This window comes from Citrobacter sp. Cy070, from assembly GCF_030332245.1.
GTDB classification, from domain to species: domain Bacteria; phylum Pseudomonadota; class Gammaproteobacteria; order Enterobacterales; family Enterobacteriaceae; genus Citrobacter; species Citrobacter youngae.
This window is the reverse complement of record NZ_JAOWIG010000069.1, coordinates 23,760-43,207: the sequence shown is the minus strand read 5'-3', so window position 1 is coordinate 43,207 and position 19,448 is coordinate 23,760. Positions and strand designations below refer to the sequence as shown.

Annotated in this window: 18 protein-coding genes and 1 other annotated feature; of the genes, 14 read left to right on the top strand and 4 right to left on the bottom strand. The window is 53.3% G+C overall.

The window, feature by feature from the left end; genetic code table 11:
• Nucleotides 1-66: 66 nt before the first annotated feature.
• From serB to nadR, 3 genes are all read left to right on the top strand, one after another.
• A complete protein-coding gene (gene serB / locus OGY19_RS12615; protein ID WP_061068793.1) occupies nucleotides 67-1,035 on the top strand; it encodes a phosphoserine phosphatase in 969 nt (322 codons plus the stop codon).
• 11 nt (nucleotides 1,036-1,046) lie between these two features.
• Nucleotides 1,047-2,429: a DNA repair protein RadA gene (radA, locus tag OGY19_RS12610; RefSeq protein ID WP_001728171.1), complete on the top strand. Its 1,383-nt coding sequence runs from the start codon at nucleotides 1,047-1,049 to the stop codon at nucleotides 2,427-2,429.
• Between the two features lie 65 nt (nucleotides 2,430-2,494).
• A complete protein-coding gene (gene nadR / locus OGY19_RS12605) occupies nucleotides 2,495-3,724 on the top strand; it encodes a multifunctional transcriptional regulator/nicotinamide-nucleotide adenylyltransferase/ribosylnicotinamide kinase NadR (RefSeq protein ID WP_048212766.1) in 1,230 nt (409 codons plus the stop codon).
• 99 nt (nucleotides 3,725-3,823) lie between these two features.
• On the opposite strand, the gene ettA is transcribed toward nadR, so the two are convergent.
• Entirely contained in the window at nucleotides 3,824-5,491 is a 1,668-nt protein-coding gene (gene ettA, locus OGY19_RS12600; protein ID WP_061067197.1) for an energy-dependent translational throttle protein EttA, read from the bottom strand.
• 332 nt (nucleotides 5,492-5,823) lie between these two features.
• Between ettA and sltY the strand changes: the two genes are divergently transcribed.
• Both sltY and trpR read left to right on the top strand, forming a co-directional pair.
• Nucleotides 5,824-7,761, top strand: coding sequence for a murein transglycosylase (gene sltY / locus OGY19_RS12595; protein WP_115601018.1), 1,938 nt, complete (start codon nucleotides 5,824-5,826; stop codon nucleotides 7,759-7,761).
• 89 nt (nucleotides 7,762-7,850) lie between these two features.
• Complete coding sequence (gene trpR, locus OGY19_RS12590) at nucleotides 7,851-8,177, top strand: trp operon repressor (RefSeq protein ID WP_003837292.1); 327 nt, start codon at nucleotides 7,851-7,853, stop codon at nucleotides 8,175-8,177.
• A gap of 55 nt (nucleotides 8,178-8,232) precedes the next feature.
• Here trpR and yjjX read toward each other — a convergent pair whose 3' ends face one another.
• Nucleotides 8,233-8,748, bottom strand: a complete 516-nt coding sequence (gene yjjX, locus OGY19_RS12585; RefSeq protein WP_137345766.1) for an inosine/xanthosine triphosphatase — start codon at nucleotides 8,746-8,748, stop codon at nucleotides 8,233-8,235.
• 52 nt (nucleotides 8,749-8,800) lie between these two features.
• Here yjjX and gpmB point away from each other — a divergent pair, with 52 nt between their 5' ends.
• Nucleotides 8,801-9,448 (top strand): 2,3-diphosphoglycerate-dependent phosphoglycerate mutase GpmB, encoded by a 648-nt coding sequence (gene gpmB / locus OGY19_RS12580; RefSeq protein WP_005123948.1) that lies wholly within the window; start codon nucleotides 8,801-8,803, stop codon nucleotides 9,446-9,448.
• On the opposite strand, the gene robA is transcribed toward gpmB, so the two are convergent.
• Nucleotides 9,445-10,314, bottom strand: coding sequence for an MDR efflux pump AcrAB transcriptional activator RobA (gene robA / locus OGY19_RS12575; RefSeq protein WP_115601016.1), 870 nt, complete (start codon nucleotides 10,312-10,314; stop codon nucleotides 9,445-9,447). The genes gpmB and robA overlap by 4 nt on opposite strands.
• A 211-nt stretch (nucleotides 10,315-10,525) precedes the next feature.
• Between robA and creA the strand changes: the two genes are divergently transcribed.
• From creA to creD, 4 genes are read left to right on the top strand one after another with little or no spacing between them, the layout of a single operon-like run.
• Nucleotides 10,526-10,999: a protein CreA gene (gene creA / locus OGY19_RS12570; protein ID WP_048212762.1), complete on the top strand. Its 474-nt coding sequence runs from the start codon at nucleotides 10,526-10,528 to the stop codon at nucleotides 10,997-10,999.
• Between the two features lie 12 nt (nucleotides 11,000-11,011).
• Nucleotides 11,012-11,701 (top strand): two-component system response regulator CreB, encoded by a 690-nt coding sequence (gene creB / locus OGY19_RS12565; RefSeq protein ID WP_048212761.1) that lies wholly within the window; start codon nucleotides 11,012-11,014, stop codon nucleotides 11,699-11,701.
• The gene (gene creC, locus OGY19_RS12560) at nucleotides 11,701-13,125 is read left to right on the top strand and encodes a two-component system sensor histidine kinase CreC (RefSeq protein ID WP_286596557.1); all 1,425 of its coding nucleotides are present in this window, start codon (nucleotides 11,701-11,703) and stop codon (nucleotides 13,123-13,125) included. Before creB ends, creC begins: the two co-directional genes overlap by 1 nt.
• Nucleotides 13,126-13,182: 57 nt before the next feature.
• Complete coding sequence (gene creD, locus OGY19_RS12555) at nucleotides 13,183-14,529, top strand: cell envelope integrity protein CreD (RefSeq protein WP_115601014.1); 1,347 nt, start codon at nucleotides 13,183-13,185, stop codon at nucleotides 14,527-14,529.
• Nucleotides 14,530-14,589: 60 nt separating this feature from the next.
• Here the strand turns inward: creD and arcA are convergent, their stop codons facing one another.
• Nucleotides 14,590-15,306 (bottom strand): two-component system response regulator ArcA, encoded by a 717-nt coding sequence (gene arcA / locus OGY19_RS12550; protein WP_001194359.1) that lies wholly within the window; start codon nucleotides 15,304-15,306, stop codon nucleotides 14,590-14,592.
• Between the two features lie 95 nt (nucleotides 15,307-15,401).
• On the opposite strand from arcA, the gene yjjY reads away from it, so the two are divergent.
• The 4 genes from yjjY to thrA all read left to right on the top strand — a co-directional run bounded on the left by yjjY (nucleotide 15,402) and on the right by thrA (nucleotide 19,447).
• Nucleotides 15,402-15,542: a YjjY family protein gene (gene yjjY, locus OGY19_RS12545; protein ID WP_001541509.1), complete on the top strand. Its 141-nt coding sequence runs from the start codon at nucleotides 15,402-15,404 to the stop codon at nucleotides 15,540-15,542.
• Between the two features lie 399 nt (nucleotides 15,543-15,941).
• Nucleotides 15,942-16,628: a tRNA/rRNA methyltransferase gene (locus OGY19_RS12540; protein WP_048212758.1), complete on the top strand. Its 687-nt coding sequence runs from the start codon at nucleotides 15,942-15,944 to the stop codon at nucleotides 16,626-16,628.
• Nucleotides 16,629-16,834: 206 nt separating this feature from the next.
• Nucleotides 16,835-16,961 (top strand) — a sequence feature (Thr leader region).
• A complete protein-coding gene (gene thrL / locus OGY19_RS12535; RefSeq protein WP_032337689.1) occupies nucleotides 16,840-16,905 on the top strand; it encodes a thr operon leader peptide in 66 nt (21 codons plus the stop codon). It overlaps the preceding feature by 66 nt.
• A gap of 23 nt (nucleotides 16,962-16,984) precedes the next feature.
• Nucleotides 16,985-19,447, top strand: coding sequence for a bifunctional aspartate kinase/homoserine dehydrogenase I (thrA, locus tag OGY19_RS12530; protein WP_115601013.1), 2,463 nt, complete (start codon nucleotides 16,985-16,987; stop codon nucleotides 19,445-19,447).
• Nucleotide 19,448: the final 1 nt, after the last annotated feature.

Below are 19,448 nucleotides of genomic sequence, written 5' to 3'. Positions count from 1 at the left end.
CAGGGTAGCCTCATGCGTTATTTTCCGCTGGATGATTCCGACCCGAACGATTTTACAGGAGCTTTAATGCCTAACATTACCTGGTGCGATCTACCTGAAGATGTCTCTCTGTGGCCAGGTCTGCCCCTTTCTTTAAGCGGTGATGAAGTCATGCCGCTGGATTACCACGCGGGCCGCAGTGGCTGGCTGCTGTATGGTCGTGGGCTGGATAAACAACGTTTAACGCAATACCAGAGCAAACTGGGTGCGGCGATGGTGATCGTAGCCGCCTGGTGCGTTGAGGATTATCAGGTGATTCGCCTCGCGGGCTCGTTAACGCCGAGAGCGACAAAACTGGCGCATGACGCCAAACTGGATGTTGCCCCATTAGGTAAAATTCCGCATTTGCGCACGCCGGGTTTGCTGGTGATGGACATGGATTCAACGGCTATCCAGATCGAATGCATTGATGAAATTGCCAAACTGGCCGGGACCGGCGAAATGGTTGCCGAAGTCACCGAACGCGCGATGCGCGGCGAGCTGGATTTTACCGCCAGCCTGCGCAGCCGCGTGGCGACGCTCAAGGGGGCTGATGCCAATATTCTGCACCAGGTGCGCGAAACATTGCCGCTGATGCCTGGCTTGACGCAACTGGTGCTAAAACTGGAAACGCTTGGCTGGAAAGTGGCTATCGCTTCTGGCGGGTTTACTTTCTTTGCCGATTATCTGCGTAACAAGCTGCGTCTGACTGCGGCTGTGGCGAATGAGCTGGAGATCATGGACGGTAAATTCACTGGCAACGTGATCGGCGATATCGTCGATGCGCAGTACAAAGCCAGTACTCTGAGCCGCCTGGCGCAAGAATATGAGATCCCGATGGCGCAGACGGTGGCGATCGGCGACGGCGCCAACGATCTACCGATGATCAAAACAGCCGGGCTGGGCATTGCGTATCATGCGAAACCCAAAGTGAATGAAAAGACGGAGATTACTATCCGTCACGCTGACCTGATGGGCGTGTTCTGCATTCTCTCTGGCAGCATGAACCAGAAATAATGAGGTAAAATGTGGCAAAAGCTCCTAAACGCGCCTTTGTTTGTAATGAATGCGGGGCCGATTACCCGCGCTGGCAGGGGCAATGCAGCGCCTGTCAGGCCTGGAACACCATAACCGAGGTGCGCCTTGCCGCATCGCCAACGGTGGCGCGCAACGAGCGACTCAGCGGCTACGCCGGAAATGCGGGCGTCGCAAAAGTGCAGAAGCTTTCTGACATCAGCCTTGAGGAACTGCCGCGTTTTTCTACCGGATTTAAAGAGTTTGACCGCGTGCTCGGCGGCGGTGTGGTGCCTGGCAGCGCTATTCTGATTGGCGGTAACCCCGGCGCGGGGAAATCAACGCTGCTGCTACAAACGCTGTGCAGGCTCGCCGAGCAGATGAAAACCCTGTACGTCACTGGTGAAGAGTCGCTGCAACAGGTGGCGATGCGCGCGCATCGACTTGGCTTGCCGACGGCGAACCTGAACATGCTGTCGGAAACCAGTATCGAACAAATTTGCCTGATTGCTGAAGAAGAACAGCCGAAACTGATGGTGATCGACTCCATTCAGGTGATGCATATGGCGGACATTCAGTCTTCGCCGGGCAGCGTGGCGCAGGTGCGTGAAACTGCGGCTTACCTGACGCGCTTTGCCAAAACGCGCGGCGTGGCGATTGTGATGGTTGGCCACGTCACCAAAGATGGCTCGCTGGCCGGGCCGAAGGTGCTGGAGCACTGTATTGACTGCTCGGTGTTGCTCGACGGTGACGCTGATTCCCGTTTCCGCACTCTGCGTAGCCACAAAAACCGCTTTGGCGCGGTGAATGAGCTGGGCGTCTTTGCCATGACCGAGCAGGGGCTGCGCGAAGTCAGCAACCCGTCTGCAATCTTCTTAAGCCGTGGCGATGAAGTCACTTCCGGTAGTTCGGTGATGGTGGTTTGGGAAGGCACGCGCCCACTGTTGGTAGAGATTCAGGCGCTGGTCGATCACTCAATGATGGCGAACCCGCGTCGCGTGGCGGTCGGTCTGGAACAAAACCGTTTGGCGATTCTGCTGGCGGTGTTACATCGTCATGGCGGCTTACAGATGGCGGATCAGGACGTGTTCGTCAACGTGGTCGGCGGCGTAAAGGTTACCGAAACCAGCGCCGACCTGGCACTGCTGTTGGCAATGGTTTCCAGCCTGCGCGACAGGCCGTTGCCGCAGGATCTGGTGGTCTTTGGTGAAGTGGGGCTGGCGGGAGAAATCCGCCCTGTGCCGAGCGGTCAGGAGCGTATTTCCGAAGCGGCGAAGCACGGTTTTCGCCGGGCGATTGTTCCTGCCGCTAACGTACCGAAAAAAGTGCCGGAAGGGATGCAGGTCTTTGGCGTTAAGAAGCTTGCAGATGCGTTAAGCGTGTTTGACGACTTATAATCAAATACCCGCCGTCTTTCCGACGGCATTGGGTATTACGTTTATTTTTACAGCAGGAGGCTCTTGTGTCATTTGATTATCTGAAAACCGCCATTAAGCAAAAGGGCTGTACCCTGCAACAGGTGGCGGATGCCAGTGGCATGACCAAGGGATATTTAAGCCAGCTTCTGAATGCCAAAATTAAAAGCCCCAGCGCGCAAAAGCTGGAGGCGTTGCACCGTTTTCTCGGACTGGAGTTTCCGCGTCAGCAGAAAAATATCGGTGTGGTATTCGGTAAGTTTTATCCGCTGCATACTGGCCATATCTATCTTATTCAGCGCGCCTGTAGTCAGGTCGATGAACTGCATATCATTATGGGCTATGACGACACGCGCGATCGTAGTCTGTTTGAAGACAGCGCCATGTCGCAACAGCCCACGGTGCCCGATCGTCTGCGTTGGCTGCTGCAAACCTTTAAGTATCAGAAAAATATTCGTATTCATGCCTTCAATGAAGAGGGCATGGAGCCGTATCCACATGGTTGGGATGTGTGGAGCAACGGAATAAAAACGTTCATGCAGGAGAAAGGGATCCAGCCAAACTGGATCTACACCTCTGAAGAATCAGATGCCCCGCAATACCTCGAACATCTGGGGATCGAAACCGTGCTGGTGGATCCCAAGCGGACGTTTATGAGCATCAGCGGCGGGCAAATCCGTGAGAACCCGTTTCGCTACTGGGAGTATATTCCCACCGAAGTGAAGCCGTTTTTCGTGCGCACCGTGGCGATCCTCGGCGGGGAGTCGAGCGGTAAATCGACGCTGGTGAACAAGCTCGCCAACATCTTTAACACCACCAGTGCGTGGGAATATGGGCGTGATTACGTCTTCTCCCATTTGGGCGGCGACGAGATGGCATTACAGTATTCTGACTACGATAAAATCGCCCTGGGACAAGCGCAATACATTGATTTTGCTGTTAAGTATGCCAATAAAGTGGCGTTCATCGACACTGACTTTGTGACCACTCAGGCGTTCTGCAAAAAGTACGAAGGGCGTGAACACCCGTTTGTGCAGGCGCTGATTGACGAGTATCGCTTTGACCTGGTGATCCTGCTGGAAAACAACACCCCGTGGGTGGCAGATGGTTTGCGCAGCCTTGGCAGCTCGGTTGACAGAAAAGCGTTTCAGACGCTGCTGGTGGAGATGTTACAGGAAAACAACATCGATTTTGTGCACGTTCAGGAGCCGGACTACGATGGTCGCTTCCTGCGCTGCGTGGAGCTGGTAAAAGAGTTGATGGGCGAGCAGAGATAGTTTACATGCCGGATGGCGCTGCGCTTATCCGGCCTACAAGTCGCACTAACCTCGTAGGCCAGATAAGGCGTCACGCCGCCATCCGGCGCTTAACGCTAATTACTTAGCAATACGCTTGTACTTAATACGCTTCGGCTCCAGCGCATCCGCGCCCAGCGTGCGTTTCTTGTACTCTTCGTATTCGGTGAAGTTACCTTCGAAGAATTCCACTTTACCTTCATCCTGGTAGTCCAGAATGTGGGTGGCGATACGGTCAAGGAACCAACGGTCGTGCGAGATAACCATCGCGCAACCCGGGAACTCCAGCAGGGCGTTTTCCAGCGCGCGCAGGGTTTCGATATCCAGGTCGTTGGTTGGTTCATCGAGCAGCAGCATGTTACCGCCAACCTGCAGCAGCTTCGCCAGGTGCAGACGGCCACGCTCACCACCGGACAGCTCGCCGACGCGTTTGCCCTGATCCACCCCTTTGAAGTTAAAGCGGCCTACGTAGGCGCGGCTTGGCATCTCGGTGTTGCCGATCTTCATGATATCCAGCCCGCCGGACACTTCTTCCCACACGGTTTTGCTGTTGTCCATGGCATCACGGAACTGGTCAACAGACGCCAGCTTCACGGTTTCACCCAGCTCAATGGTGCCGCTATCAGGCTGTTCCTGACCGGACATCATGCGGAACAGGGTCGATTTACCCGCGCCGTTCGGACCGATGATGCCGACGATAGCGCCTTTCGGTACTGAGAAGCTCAAATCGTCAATCAGTACGCGATCGCCGTAGGATTTACGCAGATTGGTGACTTCAACGACTTTATCGCCCAGACGAGGTCCTGGTGGAATAAACAGTTCGTTGGTTTCGTTACGTTTCTGGTATTCGGTATTGTTGAGTTCTTCAAAGCGCGCCAGACGGGCTTTGCCCTTAGACTGGCGGCCTTTCGCGCCCTGGCGTACCCACTCCAGCTCTTTCTCAATGGATTTACGGCGAGCCGCTTCCTGAGAGGCCTCCTGGGCCAGACGCTGATCTTTCTGCTCCAGCCAGGAGGAGTAGTTGCCTTCCCACGGAATACCTTCACCGCGGTCAAGCTCCAGAATCCAACCCGCTACGTTGTCGAGGAAGTAACGGTCGTGGGTAATGGCCACCACGGTGCCTTCGAAGTCATGCAGGAAGCGTTCCAGCCACGCCACGGATTCGGCGTCCAGGTGGTTAGTCGGTTCGTCGAGCAGCAGCATGTCTGGTTTTTCCAGCAGCAGGCGGCACAGCGCGACGCGGCGGCGTTCACCACCGGAAAGCTTCTCAATTTTGGCATCCCAGTCCGGCAGACGCAGGGCATCGGCGGCACGTTCGAGCTGTACATTCAGATTATGACCGTCGTGCGCCTGAATAATCTCTTCAAACTTGCCCTGTTGCGCAGCAAGTTTATCGAAGTCGGCGTCTGGCTCTGCGTACTTGGCGTACACTTCATCCAGGCCTTTCAGTGCGTTAACCACTTCGGCAACCGCTTCTTCAACGGATTCGCGAACGGTATGTTCCGGGTTTAGTTTCGGTTCCTGCGGCAGGTAACCGATTTTAATGCCAGGCTGTGGGCGAGCTTCGCCTTCGATATCGGTATCAATGCCGGCCATGATGCGCAGCAGGGTAGATTTACCCGCGCCGTTCAGACCGAGTACACCGATTTTGGCGCCAGGGAAGAAGCTCAGTGAGATGTTTTTAAGAATATGACGTTTCGGCGGAACGACCTTGCCGACACGATGCATGGTATAAACGAATTGGGCCACGTTGGACTCGCCTCTATGTTTATCCCGTCATACTTCAAGCCGCAGATGCGTTGGCTGTGTACATTCACCCCAGTCACGTACTTTTGTACGCTCAGGGGATTCACTCCCTCGCCGCCTTGCTGCAACTTGAATTATTTAGGGCTAATTATTGGTAAATAGTTATCAAAGGCGAAGTGTAGCCTTTTTCATTGCCCAATCCCAGCCAGCAGATCCCACTCGCAACAAAAGTAAAAAAGTGTCCGTGACGTGGCGCATTCTGCAATGTCTGGTTAGCATGAATGAATTAAGCGGCATGATGCTGCACAGACGTAACATGAGAAGAGGAAGAGCTTGTGGACAAAGCCAAACAATTTACCTGGTGCCTGCTGGCTGCCAGCGTATGTCTGCTGACGGTCAGTCAAGTAGCGCGAGCGGATTCCCTGGATGAGCAGCGCAATCGCTATGCGCAAATTAAGCAAGCCTGGGACAACCGACAGATGGATGTCGTAGAGCAGATGATGCCCGGCCTGAAGAACTATCCTCTGTATCCTTATCTGGAATATCGTCAGATCACTGACGATCTGATGAATCAGCCCACCATTACCGTTACCAATTTTGTGCGCGCCAACCCGACGCTGCCCCCGGCGCGTACGCTGCAATCGCGTTTCGTGAACGAACTGGCGCGCCGCGAAGACTGGCGTGGGCTGCTGGCGTTTAGCCCGGAAAAACCGGGCACCACCGAAGCGCAATGTAACTATTACTTCGCGAAATGGAGTACCGGGCAAACCGAAGAGGCCTGGCAGGGGGCGAAAGAACTGTGGTTGACCGGGAAAAGTCAGCCGAACGCTTGTGACAAATTATTTGGCGTATGGCGCGCCTCAGGCACTCAGGATCCGCTGGCGTATCTGGAGCGTATTCGTCTGGCGATGAAAGCCGGGAATACCGGTCTGGTCACGGCGCTGGCCGGACAGATGCCCGCGCAATACCAAACCATTGCCTCTGCGATCATCTCGCTGGCCAACGATCCGAATTCGGTAATGACCTTTGCTCGCACCACCGGCGCCACGGATTTCACCCGACAGATGGCGGCGGTCGCCTTTGCCAGCGTGGCGCGTCAGGATGTGGAAAACGCCCGCCTGATGATCCCTTCCCTGGTGCAGGCGCAACAGCTTAATGATGAGCAAACCCAGGAGCTGCGCGACATTGTCGCCTGGCGTCTGATGGGCAATGACGTTACCGACGAGCAGGCCAAATGGCGTGATGATGCGATTATGCGCTCCAACTCCACCTCGCTTGTGGAGCGCCGGGTGCGCATGGCGCTGGGAACCGGCGATCGTCGTGGCCTGAATACCTGGCTGGCGCGTCTGCCAATGGAAGCCAAAGAAAAAGATGAGTGGCGCTACTGGCAAGCGGATCTGCTGCTGGAGCGCGGACGCGATGCGGAAGCCAAAGAGATCCTGCACCAACTCATGCAGCAGCGCGGTTTCTATCCGATGGTGGCGGCACAGCGCCTGGGTGAAGAGTACGAGCTGAAAGTGGATAAAGCACCAGCGAACGTTGATTCTGCGCTGACTCAGGGCCCGGAAATGGCACGCGTACGCGAGCTAATGTACTGGAACATGGATAATACCGCGCGCAGTGAATGGGCGAATCTGGTCACCAGCCGTACCAAGTCCGAGCAGGCTCAGTTGGCGCGTTACGCGTTCAACAATCACTGGTGGGATCTAAGCGTTCAGGCGACGATCGCCGGAAAGCTGTGGGATCATCTGGAAGAGCGCTTCCCGTTGGCCTATAAAGATCTTTTTACCCGTTACACCAGCGGCAAGGATATTCAGCCAAGCTATGCGATGGCGATAGCGCGTCAGGAAAGCGCCTGGAACCCGAAAGTTAAATCACCGGTAGGCGCCAGTGGGCTGATGCAGATTATGCCGGGTACGGCGACGCATACGGTGAAAATGTTCTCGATTCCGGGTTACAGCAGTCCGAGCCAGCTATTGGATCCTGATACCAACATCAACATCGGAACCAGCTATTTGCAGTACGTGTATCAGCAATTTGGCAATAACCGCATCTTTGCGTCAGCAGCCTATAACGCCGGTCCGGGTCGCGTTCGCACCTGGCTTGGCAATAGCGCTGGCCGCATTGATGCCGTCGCGTTTGTCGAGAGCATTCCATTCTCAGAGACGCGTGGTTATGTGAAGAACGTGCTGGCTTACGATGCGTACTATCGCTATTTCCTCGGCGATAAACCGGAGTTGATGAGCGACGCAGAATGGCAACGTCGTTACTGATCGCGTCGGTTGTGTTATGCTATCGTACTCGTTAAAGAGTACAAAGGGGGAAGCAAGCACGCTTCCCCCCGCAACGATGGCGATAACTTATGACTCAGCAATCACCCTATTCAGCAGAGATGGCAGAACAGCGTCACCAGGAGTGGTTACGTTTTGTCGATCTGCTTAAACACGCCTACGAACAAGATTTACACCTGCCACTGCTCAATTTGATGTTAACGCCGGATGAGCGTGAAGCGTTGGGCACGCGTGTGCGTATCATTGAAGAGCTGCTGCGCGGTGAGATGAGCCAGCGTGAGCTTAAAAACGAGCTTGGGGCGGGGATTGCTACTATTACGCGAGGGTCGAACAGCCTCAAATCCGCGCCGGTGGATCTGCGTCAGTGGCTGGAACAGGTGTTGCTCGGGAAAAATTGATCCGCCGGATGCGGCTTTGCCTTATCCGGCCTACGATTGAACATCCGGCACAATGCTATAAATACACCGCGTTATGAAACGGGCTGAGAGCCAGAATCACCGCCTGGTGGTAAACGCTCGAGCGCGTCAGCTTACCCGCGGTAAAGACGCCGATTGCACCCTCTTTACGGCCAATTTCATCAATACCTGTATAGTCCGACATCACCGGGCCGAGTGCTTCACCTTTGCGGACTCTGTCGAGAATGACAGCAGGCAATGGCAGCGTGGCTGAACGGGCTTCGCCGCGCTGGACGCCGTTATCAATTACCACCCAACAGAAGGTGGCGTCATCGTCAATTCCCGCTTCAATAGCGACCCAGAAATCAGCCTGCGGGTGCTGGCGGCGAGCGTTATCAACGCGATTTCGTGCGCCAGTGCGCGTTTCCTGGTTTCCGAAAGGTTGTTCCGGCACGCCACTCTCGACGGCGACGGGTTCAATATGGCAGGATCCTTCCCCGAAAATCTCTTCAAATGCCCGCAGAATTGCCTGAATTTTGGCAGGATTGGTGGTCGCAGAGATAACCTTGTGCATAATTAAGCTCAGTTTGAAAATTCATCGCATCGCAGTATAACGGAAAAAAAGCATGTTACAGGTATACCTTGTTCGCCATGGCGAAACGCAGTGGAACGCCGAGCGACGTATTCAAGGCCAGTCAGACAGCCCACTGACCGCTAAAGGTGAGCAGCAAGCCATGCAGGTGGGTGAACGCGCCCGCTCGTTTGGTATTACGCATGTCATCAGTAGCGATTTAGGTCGTACACGACGCACCGCAGAAATCATCGCCCAGGCCTGCGGCTGTGATATCACCTATGACTCACGTCTGCGTGAACTGAATATGGGCGTGCTGGAGCAACGTCATATTGATACGCTGACGCCGGAGGAAGAGGGCTGGCGTCGTCAGTTGGTGAACGGTACGGTGGATGGCCGTATTCCTGAAGGGGAATCGATGCAGGAACTGAGCGATCGCGTTAACGCGGCGCTGGCATCCTGTCTGGAACTGCCGCCGGGGAGTCGACCGCTGCTGGTCAGTCATGGTATCGCGCTGGGTTGCCTGGTGAGTACGATTCTGGGATTACCGGCATGGGCTGAACGTCGCCTGCGTCTGCGCAACTGCTCTATTTCTCGTGTCGATTACCAGGAAAGTTTATGGCTGGCACCGGGATGGGTAGTTGAAACGGCAGGGGACATCTCTCATCTGGACGCCCCTGCGTTGGATGAACTGCAGCGCTAGCGGCGAATCGGAATCAGGAATTCGCAGCGCAGGTTAATAGGGCGATCTCCCGCTTTGGCATCTTCTGCCGGGTAGTATCGCTCGATATCCTGCCCTTTACGGCGCGTCAGGTTCAGCATCGGCATGCAGGTGCCGTAAACCGTCAGGATAAACTCCTGCACGCCCGTCCCCAGACCCTCATAGGTAAACATCACATATTCGCCGCCCTGTAACAGGATGGGTTGCGCCGACTGCACGTATCCGTTGGCCTGCTCTGGTGTGAGCGCGGTGGTATAAAACACTTCCTGTTCGTCATCTTTCTCAATGCTGGGGCGCGTTTCATTGAGTCCGTACAGAACCTGCGGGATCGCAGGAGCCTGAGCAAGGAAGTCGCGCCAGAACTGGATCCGCATTTCATGACGGAAATCTGAAATCTGTTCCAGCGAGCAGGAATAGCTTTGCGTAGTGCCAAGCAGTTGCGTATCTTCAAGCGTGACAAACTCATGCGCAGGCATAGCAAATTCACCCAGTCGCATCGGCGGGCGAATACCGAAAGCGCTCCATTCCGGCGAACGACGATACAGCGCAGGCGTCTGAGAAAACTGTTTCTTGAACGCGCGGGTAAAGGTTTGTTGAGAGTCAAAGCGATACTGCAGGGCGATGTCCAGAATCGGACGCGCAGTCAGGCGTAGCGCCACTGCGGACTTCGATAAACGGCGGGCGCGGATATAGGCGCCAATAGCATGGCCCGTCACGTCCTTGAACATTCTCTGCAGATGCCACTTGGAATAGCCTGCTTTTGCCGCCACATTGTCAAGCGACAAAGGCTGATCCAGATGGCCTTCCAGCCAGATTAAGAGGTCGCGAATAATGCCAGCCTGATCCATAAAATATCCTCATCCTTTCAACAACGAGTACCTGACGTCAGGTATGAGGATAATAGCATTTTTTGCTGTTTTAGCATTCAGTGTTTTTTTTGCTCATAAATGCTTTTTTCGGACATACGAAAGCGTGATTATTGTAATCCTGTGATCTATATACGTTTTATCTTAGAATGTCGAATAATTGCACAGAGTAACTTTTAAAAATGGTAACAATATGAAATATAAGAGCTTAGTCATTTCCTCAATTCTGCTGATGATGGCGCAGGTTGCCCATGCGGAGCAGATTGGATCTGTCGATACCGTGTTCAAAATGTTTGGACCGGATCATAAAATTGTGGTCGAGGCATTTGATGATCCTGATGTCACCAATGTGACCTGCTACGTTAGCCGCGCCAAAACTGGTGGAATTAAAGGTGGACTGGGTTTGGCTGAAGATACTTCCGACGCGGCTATCTCCTGTCAGCAGGTGGGGCCGGTGGAGCTGAGCGACAGAATTAAAAACGGCAAAGCCCAGGGCGAGGTGGTCTTTAAGAAACGTACATCGCTGGTGTTTAAATCTTTACAGGTCGTGCGTTTTTATGATGCAAAACGTAATGCGCTGGCCTATCTGGCCTATTCAGATAAGGTGGTTGATGGATCGCCCAAAAATGCTATCAGCGCGGTACCTATCATGCCGTGGCAGCGATAACAGGCAGGCAAAATGCAACAGGCGCTGATCTGGTTGGTTGAGGACGAGCAGGGGATTGCGGATACGCTTATCTATATGCTGCAGCAGGAAGGTTTTAGCGTTGAAGCTTTTGAGCGTGGATTGCCCGTGCTGGAAAAATCACGCCAGAGATGTCCGGATGCGATCATTCTGGATGTCGGACTCCCGGATATCAGTGGTTTTGAACTGTGCCGACGCTTGCTGGAACGCCATCCGGCATTACCGATCCTCTTTCTGACTGCGCGTAGCGATGAAGTCGATCGCCTGCTGGGGCTGGAAATTGGTGCGGATGATTATGTGGCGAAACCCTTCTCTCCGCGTGAAGTGTGCGCCCGCGTGCGTACATTGCTGCGGCGGGTGAGAAAATTCTCCACGCCTTCACCGGCGACGCGCTGTGGGGATTTTGAGCTCAATGAGCTTGCCGCACAGATTACCTGGTTTGGGATGCCGTTAAATCTGACGCGCTATGAATTCTTGTTGCTGAAGACATTACTGTTGTCGCCGGGACGCGTCTACTCACGCCAACAGTTAATGGATTTAGTCTGGGCCGATGCCCAGGATACCTTTGACAGAACGGTCGATACCCACATCAAAACGTTGCGCGCCAAGCTGCGGGCCATCAACCCCGAGCTTTCCCCCATCAATACGCATCGCGGTATGGGATACAGCCTGAGGAGCGTCTGATGCGCATTGGCATGCGTTTGCTGCTCGGCTATTTTCTGATTGTTGCCGTCGCCGCCTGGTTCGTTCTGTCGATCTTTGTGCAGGAAATTAAGCCAGGCGTGCGCCGGGCGACCGAAGGTACTTTAATTGATACCGCCACGCTGCTGGCCGCGCTGGCACGTGATGACTTGCTGTCTGGCTCTCCTTCCCATGGCAGGCTGGCACAGGCCTTTTCGCAACTGCACGATCGTCCTTTTCGCGCCAATATCAGTGGCATTAACAAAGTGCGCAATGAGTATCACGTCTACATGACGGACGCGCAGGGCAAGGTGGTATTTGATTCCGCCAACCAGGCCGTCGGCGAAGATTATTCTCGCTGGAACGACGTATGGTTAACGCTGCGTGGGCAGTATGGCGCACGAAGTACGCCACAGAACACGGCCGATCCGGAAAGTTCGGTGATGTATGTTGCCGCACCGATTGTTGACGGCGGACGTATTATCGGGGTGCTGAGCGTTGGTAAACCGAATGCGGCAATGACGCCAGTGATTAAACGCAGTGAACGGCGGATGCTGTGGGCCAGCGCCGTATTACTGGGGATCGCCTTAGTGATTGGCTTTGGGATGGTATGGTGGATAAACCGGTCTATCGCGCGGCTGGCACGCTATGCTGATTCTGTCACTGAGGATCGCCCCGTTGCGCTTCCTGATCTTGGTAGCAGTGAGCTACGCAAGTTGGCGCAGGCGCTGGAAAGTATGCGTCTGAAGCTGGAGGGCAAGAATTATATTGAGCAGTACGTCTATGCGTTGACGCATGAGTTAAAAAGCCCGTTGGCGGCGATCCGCGGCGCGGCTGAGATTTTGCTCGAAGGGCCGCCGCCGAACGTGGTTGCGCGTTTCACCGATAATATTCTGACGCAGAATGCGCGCATGCAGGCGCTGGTCGAAACTTTGCTACGCCAGGCACGACTGGAGAATCGACAGGACATTACGTTGACGCCGGTGGCGGTAGATGCGCTTTTTACCCAGCTTAAAGAGGCGCGTAGTGTGCAGCTGGCGGCAAAAAATATCACGCTTACCGTTGTACCTTCATCGCTGACGGTTGCCGCCGATGCCGCACTGTTGGAGCAAGCGTTGGGTAATCTGCTGGATAACGCCATCGATTTTACGCTGGAGAACGGGACAATTGTATTGAGCGCGCATTCGCAGGAGGACCGCGTCACAATACAGGTCAGTGATAACGGTAGTGGCATACCTGACTTTGCGTTGCCGCGTATTTTTGAACGCTTCTACTCGCTGCCCCGTGAGAATGGGCATAAGAGTAGTGGGCTGGGGCTGGCGTTTGTCAGTGAGGTTGCGCGATTGCATCGAGGTGACGTGACGTTATGCAACCGACCAGAAGGCGGGGCGCAGGCCTCGTTTACACTTCACCGTCACTTCACATAACTTCAAATTCCCCGCACATAGCTGTTCTACCTTGCTGATATCGCAAAGGAGAACGCTATGTTTAAATCCCCCCTGTTTTGGAAAATAGTCACCTTAGGTGGCGCTATGCTGCTGCTGTTAATTCCACTGACGATGATCAGGCAGATTATTGTTGAGCGGTCGGACTACCGTAGTGAGGTAGAAGATGCTATTCGACAGAGCACCAGTGGGCCGCAAAAGGTGGTAGGCCCGCTGATTGCCGTCCCGGTGACGGAACTGTATACCGAGCTGGAAGGTGACAAACAGATCCAGCGAAAGCGCAGCTACATCCACTTCTGGTTGCCGGAATCGCTGGTTGTTGAGGGTAACCAGAACGTTGAAGCGCGGAAGATAGGTATTTATGAAGGACAGGTCTGGCACAACGATTTATCGGTGAAGGCTGAGTTTAACGCCGAACGGCTGAGCGATTTAAACCATCCCAATGTCAGCGTCGGTAAACCGTTTATTGTGGTTGGCGTGGGCGACGCGCGCGGGATTGGCGTCGTGAAGGCTTCGCAGATTAATGGAACATCGCTGGCGGTCGAACCCGGTACTGGGCTGGATGGCCGTGCTCAGGGGATCCACATTCCGCTACCGGATGCCGGCTGGGCGGAAAAAAATCTCAGTGTCGTGTTGTCGCTTAATCTGAGTGGAACCGGTGATTTTTCTGTCGTCCCGGTTGGTCGTAATAGCGAAATGACTGTGACCAGCAACTGGCCACACCCTAACTTTCTCGGCGATTTTCTTCCGGCTAAGCGTGAAATCAGTGAGTCAGGGTTTAAGGCGCAATGGCAAAGTAGCTGGTTCGCGAATAATCTGGGAGAACGCTTCGGCGATGAGAAGATTGGCTGGCAGGGCATGCCTGCGTTTAGCGTTGCTGTGGCTACGCCTGCGGATCAGTATCAACTGACAGATCGGGCGACAAAGTATGCCATTTTATTGATTACACTGACTTTCATGTCTTTCTTTGTGCTCGAGAGTATGACCAGTCTGCGTCTGCACCCGATGCAATATCTGTTGGTGGGATTATCACTGGTGATGTTCTATTTGCTGTTGTTGGCGCTGTCGGAGCATGTGGGTTTTACTGCGGCGTGGATTACGGCAAGCCTGGTAGGCGCGCTGATGAACGGCATGTATTTACAGGCGATACTACAGGGATGGCGTAACAGTCTGTTTTTTACCGCAGCATTGCTGGGACTGGATGGCGTGATGTGGGTACTGTTGCGTTCGCAGGACAGCGCGTTACTGCTGGGAACGGGCGTGCTGTTACTGGCGCTTTGTGGGGTGATGTTCCTGACGCGTCATCTTGATTGGCACCGGCTTGCACAGCCAAAGCCCAAAAAGGAGAACGCAACTGAGGACGATGAATTACGGTTGTGGAAATAGGGGCGTAGTAGAATGAAAAACGGCGCATAAAGCGCCGTTTTTATACCAGTCAGGATGACATTAATCCTGCAGATCGCCGCAGAAACGGTAGCCTTCACCGTGAATGGTAGCGATGATTTCTGGTGTATCCGGCGTGGATTCGAAATGCTTACGAATACGGCGGATTGTTACGTCAACGGTACGGTCATGCGGCTTCAGTTCGCGGCCGGTCATTTTTTTCAGCAGTTCTGCGCGAGACTGGATCTTGCCCGGATTCTCGCAGAAGTGAAGCATGGCACGGAATTCGCTACGTGGCAGTTTATACTGCTCGCCGTCAGGGCCAATCAGAGAGCGGCTATTGATGTCCAGCTCCCAACCATTGAACTTGTAGCTTTCGACGCTACGACGCTCTTCGCTCACTGTGCCCAGATTCATGGTGCGGGACAGCAGGTTACGAGCACGGATAGTCAGTTCGCGTGGGTTAAACGGCTTGGTGATGTAATCGTCAGCGCCGATTTCGAGGCCGAGAATTTTATCGACTTCGTTATCACGGCCCGTCAGGAACATCAGTGCAACGTTAGCTTGTTCGCGAAGTTCACGCGCTAACAGAAGACCATTTTTACCTGGCAGATTGATATCCATAATCACAAGGTTGATGTCATATTCAGAGAGGATCTGATGCATTTCCGCGCCATCTGTCGCCTCGAATACATCATAGCCTTCCGCTTCGAAAATGCTTTTCAACGTGTTACGTGTTACTAACTCGTCTTCAACGATAAGAATGTGCGGGGTCTGCATGTTTGCTACCTAAATTGCCAACTAAATCGAAACAGGAAGTACAAAAGTCCCTGACCTGCCTGATGCATGTCGTAAATTAACATGATCGGCGTAACATGACTAAAGTACGTAATTGCGTTCTTGATGCACTTTCCATCAACGTCAACAACATCATTAGCTTGGTCGTGGGCACTTTCCCTCTGGACCCGACAGTGTCAAAAACGGCTGTCATCCTAACCATTTTAACAGCAACATAACAGGCTAAGACGTACCGGACACCCAATAAAACTACGCTTCGTTGACATATATCAAGTTCAATTGTAGCACGTTAACAGTTTGATGAAATCAACGTATCTAAATGATAGCTTTCATCACAAAATTGCAATATTACAACTAGTTGCACGCGCTAATTAATAAATGTAATGAATCCAATCTATGAGAACCATTCTAAATCAAATTATCATGGATAAACAGAAGGATATGCAACTTCTGTTAACATAAAAAGCAATAGTACATGCAGGAAATAGTTTAGCATTTTTTACTGAATGTAAAATGCTTTTTCAGTGATTTCTGTTAAAAATATGTAAATTCGCGCTGCGTAATATGTTGATGCACATCACATAATTATCTGCAGGCCGGTCAAAAAGAGTATCAAAATGCGTTTAACAATTATTCTGGTTGCTCCCGCCAGAGCCGAAAATATTGGCGCGGCAGCTCGTGCTATGAAAACCATGGGATTCACACAAATGCGGATCGTTGATAGCGAGGCTCATCTGGCGCCTGCGACGCGATGGGTTGCGCATGGCTCGGGTGATATTATTGATAATATTAACGTTTTTCCAACATTAGCGGAGGCGCTTCACGACGTGGATTTTACCGTCGCCACCACGGCGCGCAGCCGGGCGAAGTTTCATTATTACGCCACGCCGGTCGAATTGGTTCCCCTGTTGCAGGAAAAATCAACGTGGATGGATCACGCCGCGCTGGTTTTTGGTCGTGAAGATTCGGGGTTAACCAACGAAGAATTGGCTCTGGCGGATGTACTCACCGGTGTACCTATGGTGGCTGACTATCCATCACTCAATTTGGGGCAGGCGGTGATGGTGTATTGCTATCAATTAGCAGGTTTAATACAACAACCGGCCAGAAACATTGAGGTGACGGATGAGCATCAGCTACAGGCATTGCGCGAACGTGTTTTGCGTTTATTAGCCACGCTGAACGTTTCTGACGACATTAAGCTGACGGACTGGCTGCAACAGCGAATGGGTCTGTTAGAGCAGCGAGACACGGCAATGTTGCACCGTTTTTTACATGATATCGAAAAAAATATTACAAAATAAAATGTCTTCTTTGTTTTGTTTTTTAGTGTTTGATTCTGACTTCAAGTGGGGTGCTCACGCTGTATTGGTTGAAAATAAAAGGGCAAGCAGTCGCTCGTGAACAAGTTTCGGAATGTGATCAATTTAAAAATTTATTGACTTAGGTCAGCAGATACTTTAACCCTAAAAGAATACAAGACAGGCCATAAATAATTACAGAGCACACAACATCATGAAACGCATCAGCATCACCATTACAACAACCATCACCATTACCACAGGTAACGGTGCGGGCTGACGCGTACAGGAAACACAAGAAAAAGCCCGCACCTAAACAGTGCGGGCTTTTTTTTCGACCAAAGGCAACGAGGTAAACCATGCGAGTGTTGAAGTTCGGCGGTACATCAGTGGCAAATGCAGAGCGCTTTCTGCGAGTTGCCGATATTCTGGAAAGCAATGCCAGGCAGGGGCAGGTCGCGACCGTGCTCTCTGCCCCCGCAAAAATTACCAACCATCTGGTGGCGATGATTGAGAAGACCATCGGTGGTCAGGACGCTTTAGCCAATATCAGTGACGCCGAACGTATTTTCTCAGAGCTTTTGGTTGGTCTCGCCGCCGCGCAGCCGGGTTTTCCGCTGGCTCCGCTCAAAGCCTTCGTTGAACAAGAATTTGCCCAAATTAAACATGTCCTGCACGGTATCAGCCTGCTGGGACAGTGCCCGGACAGCATCAATGCCGCGCTTATTTGCCGTGGCGAAAAAATGTCGATCGCTATCATGGCTGGCCTGCTGGAGGCGCGCGGGCACCACGTTACCGTTATCGATCCGGTCGAGAAATTGCTGGCGGTAGGCCATTACCTCGAATCTACCGTTGATATCGCCGAATCTACGCGCCGCATTGCCGCCAGTCGTATTCCTGCGGACCACATGATTTTGATGGCAGGCTTTACTGCCGGGAATGAAAAAGGTGAGTTGGTGGTGTTGGGGCGCAATGGCTCCGACTACTCTGCCGCCGTACTGGCCGCCTGTTTACGCGCGGACTGTTGTGAGATCTGGACCGATGTTGACGGCGTATATACTTGCGATCCGCGCCAGGTACCCGACGCCCGATTGCTGAAGTCGATGTCTTATCAGGAAGCGATGGAGCTTTCTTACTTCGGCGCCAAAGTTCTGCATCCGCGCACCATTACCCCAATTGCTCAGTTCCAGATCCCGTGCCTGATTAAAAATACCGGCAATCCACAAGCGCCGGGCACGTTGATCGGCGCCAGCAGTGATGAAGACGATTTGCCGGTGAAAGGTATTTCTAACCTTAATAACATGGCGATGTTTAGCGTCTCCGGCCCGGGAATGAAAGGCATGGTGGGCATGGCGGCGCGCGTTTTTGCCGCGATGTCGCGTGCGGGTATCTCGGTGGTGCTGATCACGCAATCCTCTTCTGAATACAGCATCAGCTTCTGCGTTCCGCAGGGCGACTGCGCGCGTGCGCAACGCGCGATGCAGGATGAATTCTACCTCGAACTGAAAGAAGGCCTGCTGGAGCCGCTGGCGGTGACTGAACGTCTGGCTATCATCTCTGTTGTTGGCGATGGTATGCGCACGCTGCGTGGCATCTCGGCGAAATTCTTTGCTGCGCTGGCCCGCGCCAACATCAATATCGTGGCGATTGCCCAGGGTTCATCTGAGCGTTCTATTTCGGTGGTGGTGAACAACGACGACGCGACCACTGGCGTTCGCGTGACCCATCAAATGCTATTCAACACCGACCAGGTGATTGAAGTGTTTGTGATTGGCGTAGGCGGGGTGGGCGGTGCGTTGCTGGAGCAGCTTAAACGTCAGCAAACCTGGCTTAAAAAGAAGCATATCGATCTGCGCGTGTGCGGCGTGGCGAACTCGAAGGCTCTGCTGACCAACGTCCATGGTTTGAATCTGGAAAACTGGCAGGCGGAGCTGGAAAGCGCGAAAGAGCCATTCAACCTTGGGCGCTTAATTCGTCTGGTAAAAGAATATCATCTGCTTAATCCGGTGATCGTCGACTGTACGTCAAGCCAGGCGGTGGCGGATCAATATGCTGATTTCCTGCGCGAAGGCTTCCATGTGGTTACGCCGAACAAAAAGGCCAACACCTCGTCGATGGATTACTACCATCAGCTGCGTTTTGCAGCGGCGAAGTCCCGGCGTAAATTCCTCTACGATACCAACGTGGGAGCGGGCTTGCCGGTTATTGAAAACCTGCAAAATCTACTCAGCGCAGGTGATGAATTGCAGCGTTTCTCCGGTATTCTTTCCGGCTCACTGTCGTTTATTTTCGGCAAGCTGGATGAAGGAATGAGCTTCTCGCAAGCCACCACCATGGCGCGTGAGATGGGTTACACCGAACCTGACCCGCGTGACGATCTTTCCGGTATGGACGTGGCGCGTAAGCTGCTGATCCTCGCCCGTGAAACCGGTCGTGAGCTGGAGCTTTCTGACATTGTTATTGAGCCGGTCCTGCCAAAAGAGTTTGATGATTCCGGTGATGTTTCCGCGTTTATGACGAAATTGCCGCAGCTGGATGACGAGTTTGCCGCGTGCGTGGCGAAAGCCCGTGATGAGGGTAAAGTATTGCGCTATGTTGGCAATATTGAAGAAGATGGCGTCTGTCGCGTGAAAATAGAGGCAGTAGACGGCAACGATCCGCTGTTCAAAGTGAAAAACGGTGAAAACGCGCTGGCGTTTTACAGCCACTACTATCAGCCGCTACCGTTGGTTCTGCGCGGATACGGCGCGGGTAACGACGTGACGGCGGCGGGCGTATTCGCCGACCTGCTACGCACCCTTTCATGGAAGTTAGGAGTCTGAC

Bases quoted from the DNA above. Each gene is read 5' to 3' on its own strand.
- serB (WP_061068793.1), top strand. From the start codon at position 67: ATGCCTAACATTACCTGGTGCGATCTACCTGAAGATGTCTCTCTGTGG.
- trpR (WP_003837292.1), top strand. From the start codon at position 7,851: ATGACTCAGCAATCACCCTATTCAGCAGAGATGGCAGAACAGCGTCAC.
- yjjX (WP_137345766.1), bottom strand. From the start codon at position 8,748: ATGCACAAGGTTATCTCTGCGACCACCAATCCTGCCAAAATTCAGGCA.
- gpmB (WP_005123948.1), top strand. From the start codon at position 8,801: ATGTTACAGGTATACCTTGTTCGCCATGGCGAAACGCAGTGGAACGCC.
- robA (WP_115601016.1), bottom strand. From the start codon at position 10,314: ATGGATCAGGCTGGCATTATTCGCGACCTCTTAATCTGGCTGGAAGGC.
- creA (WP_048212762.1), top strand. From the start codon at position 10,526: ATGAAATATAAGAGCTTAGTCATTTCCTCAATTCTGCTGATGATGGCG.
- creB (WP_048212761.1), top strand. From the start codon at position 11,012: ATGCAACAGGCGCTGATCTGGTTGGTTGAGGACGAGCAGGGGATTGCG.
- creC (WP_286596557.1), top strand. From the start codon at position 11,701: ATGCGCATTGGCATGCGTTTGCTGCTCGGCTATTTTCTGATTGTTGCC.
- creD (WP_115601014.1), top strand. From the start codon at position 13,183: ATGTTTAAATCCCCCCTGTTTTGGAAAATAGTCACCTTAGGTGGCGCT.
- arcA (WP_001194359.1), bottom strand. From the start codon at position 15,306: ATGCAGACCCCGCACATTCTTATCGTTGAAGACGAGTTAGTAACACGT.
- yjjY (WP_001541509.1), top strand. From the start codon at position 15,402: ATGACTAAAGTACGTAATTGCGTTCTTGATGCACTTTCCATCAACGTC.
- OGY19_RS12540 (WP_048212758.1), top strand. From the start codon at position 15,942: ATGCGTTTAACAATTATTCTGGTTGCTCCCGCCAGAGCCGAAAATATT.
- thrA (WP_115601013.1), top strand. From the start codon at position 16,985: ATGCGAGTGTTGAAGTTCGGCGGTACATCAGTGGCAAATGCAGAGCGC.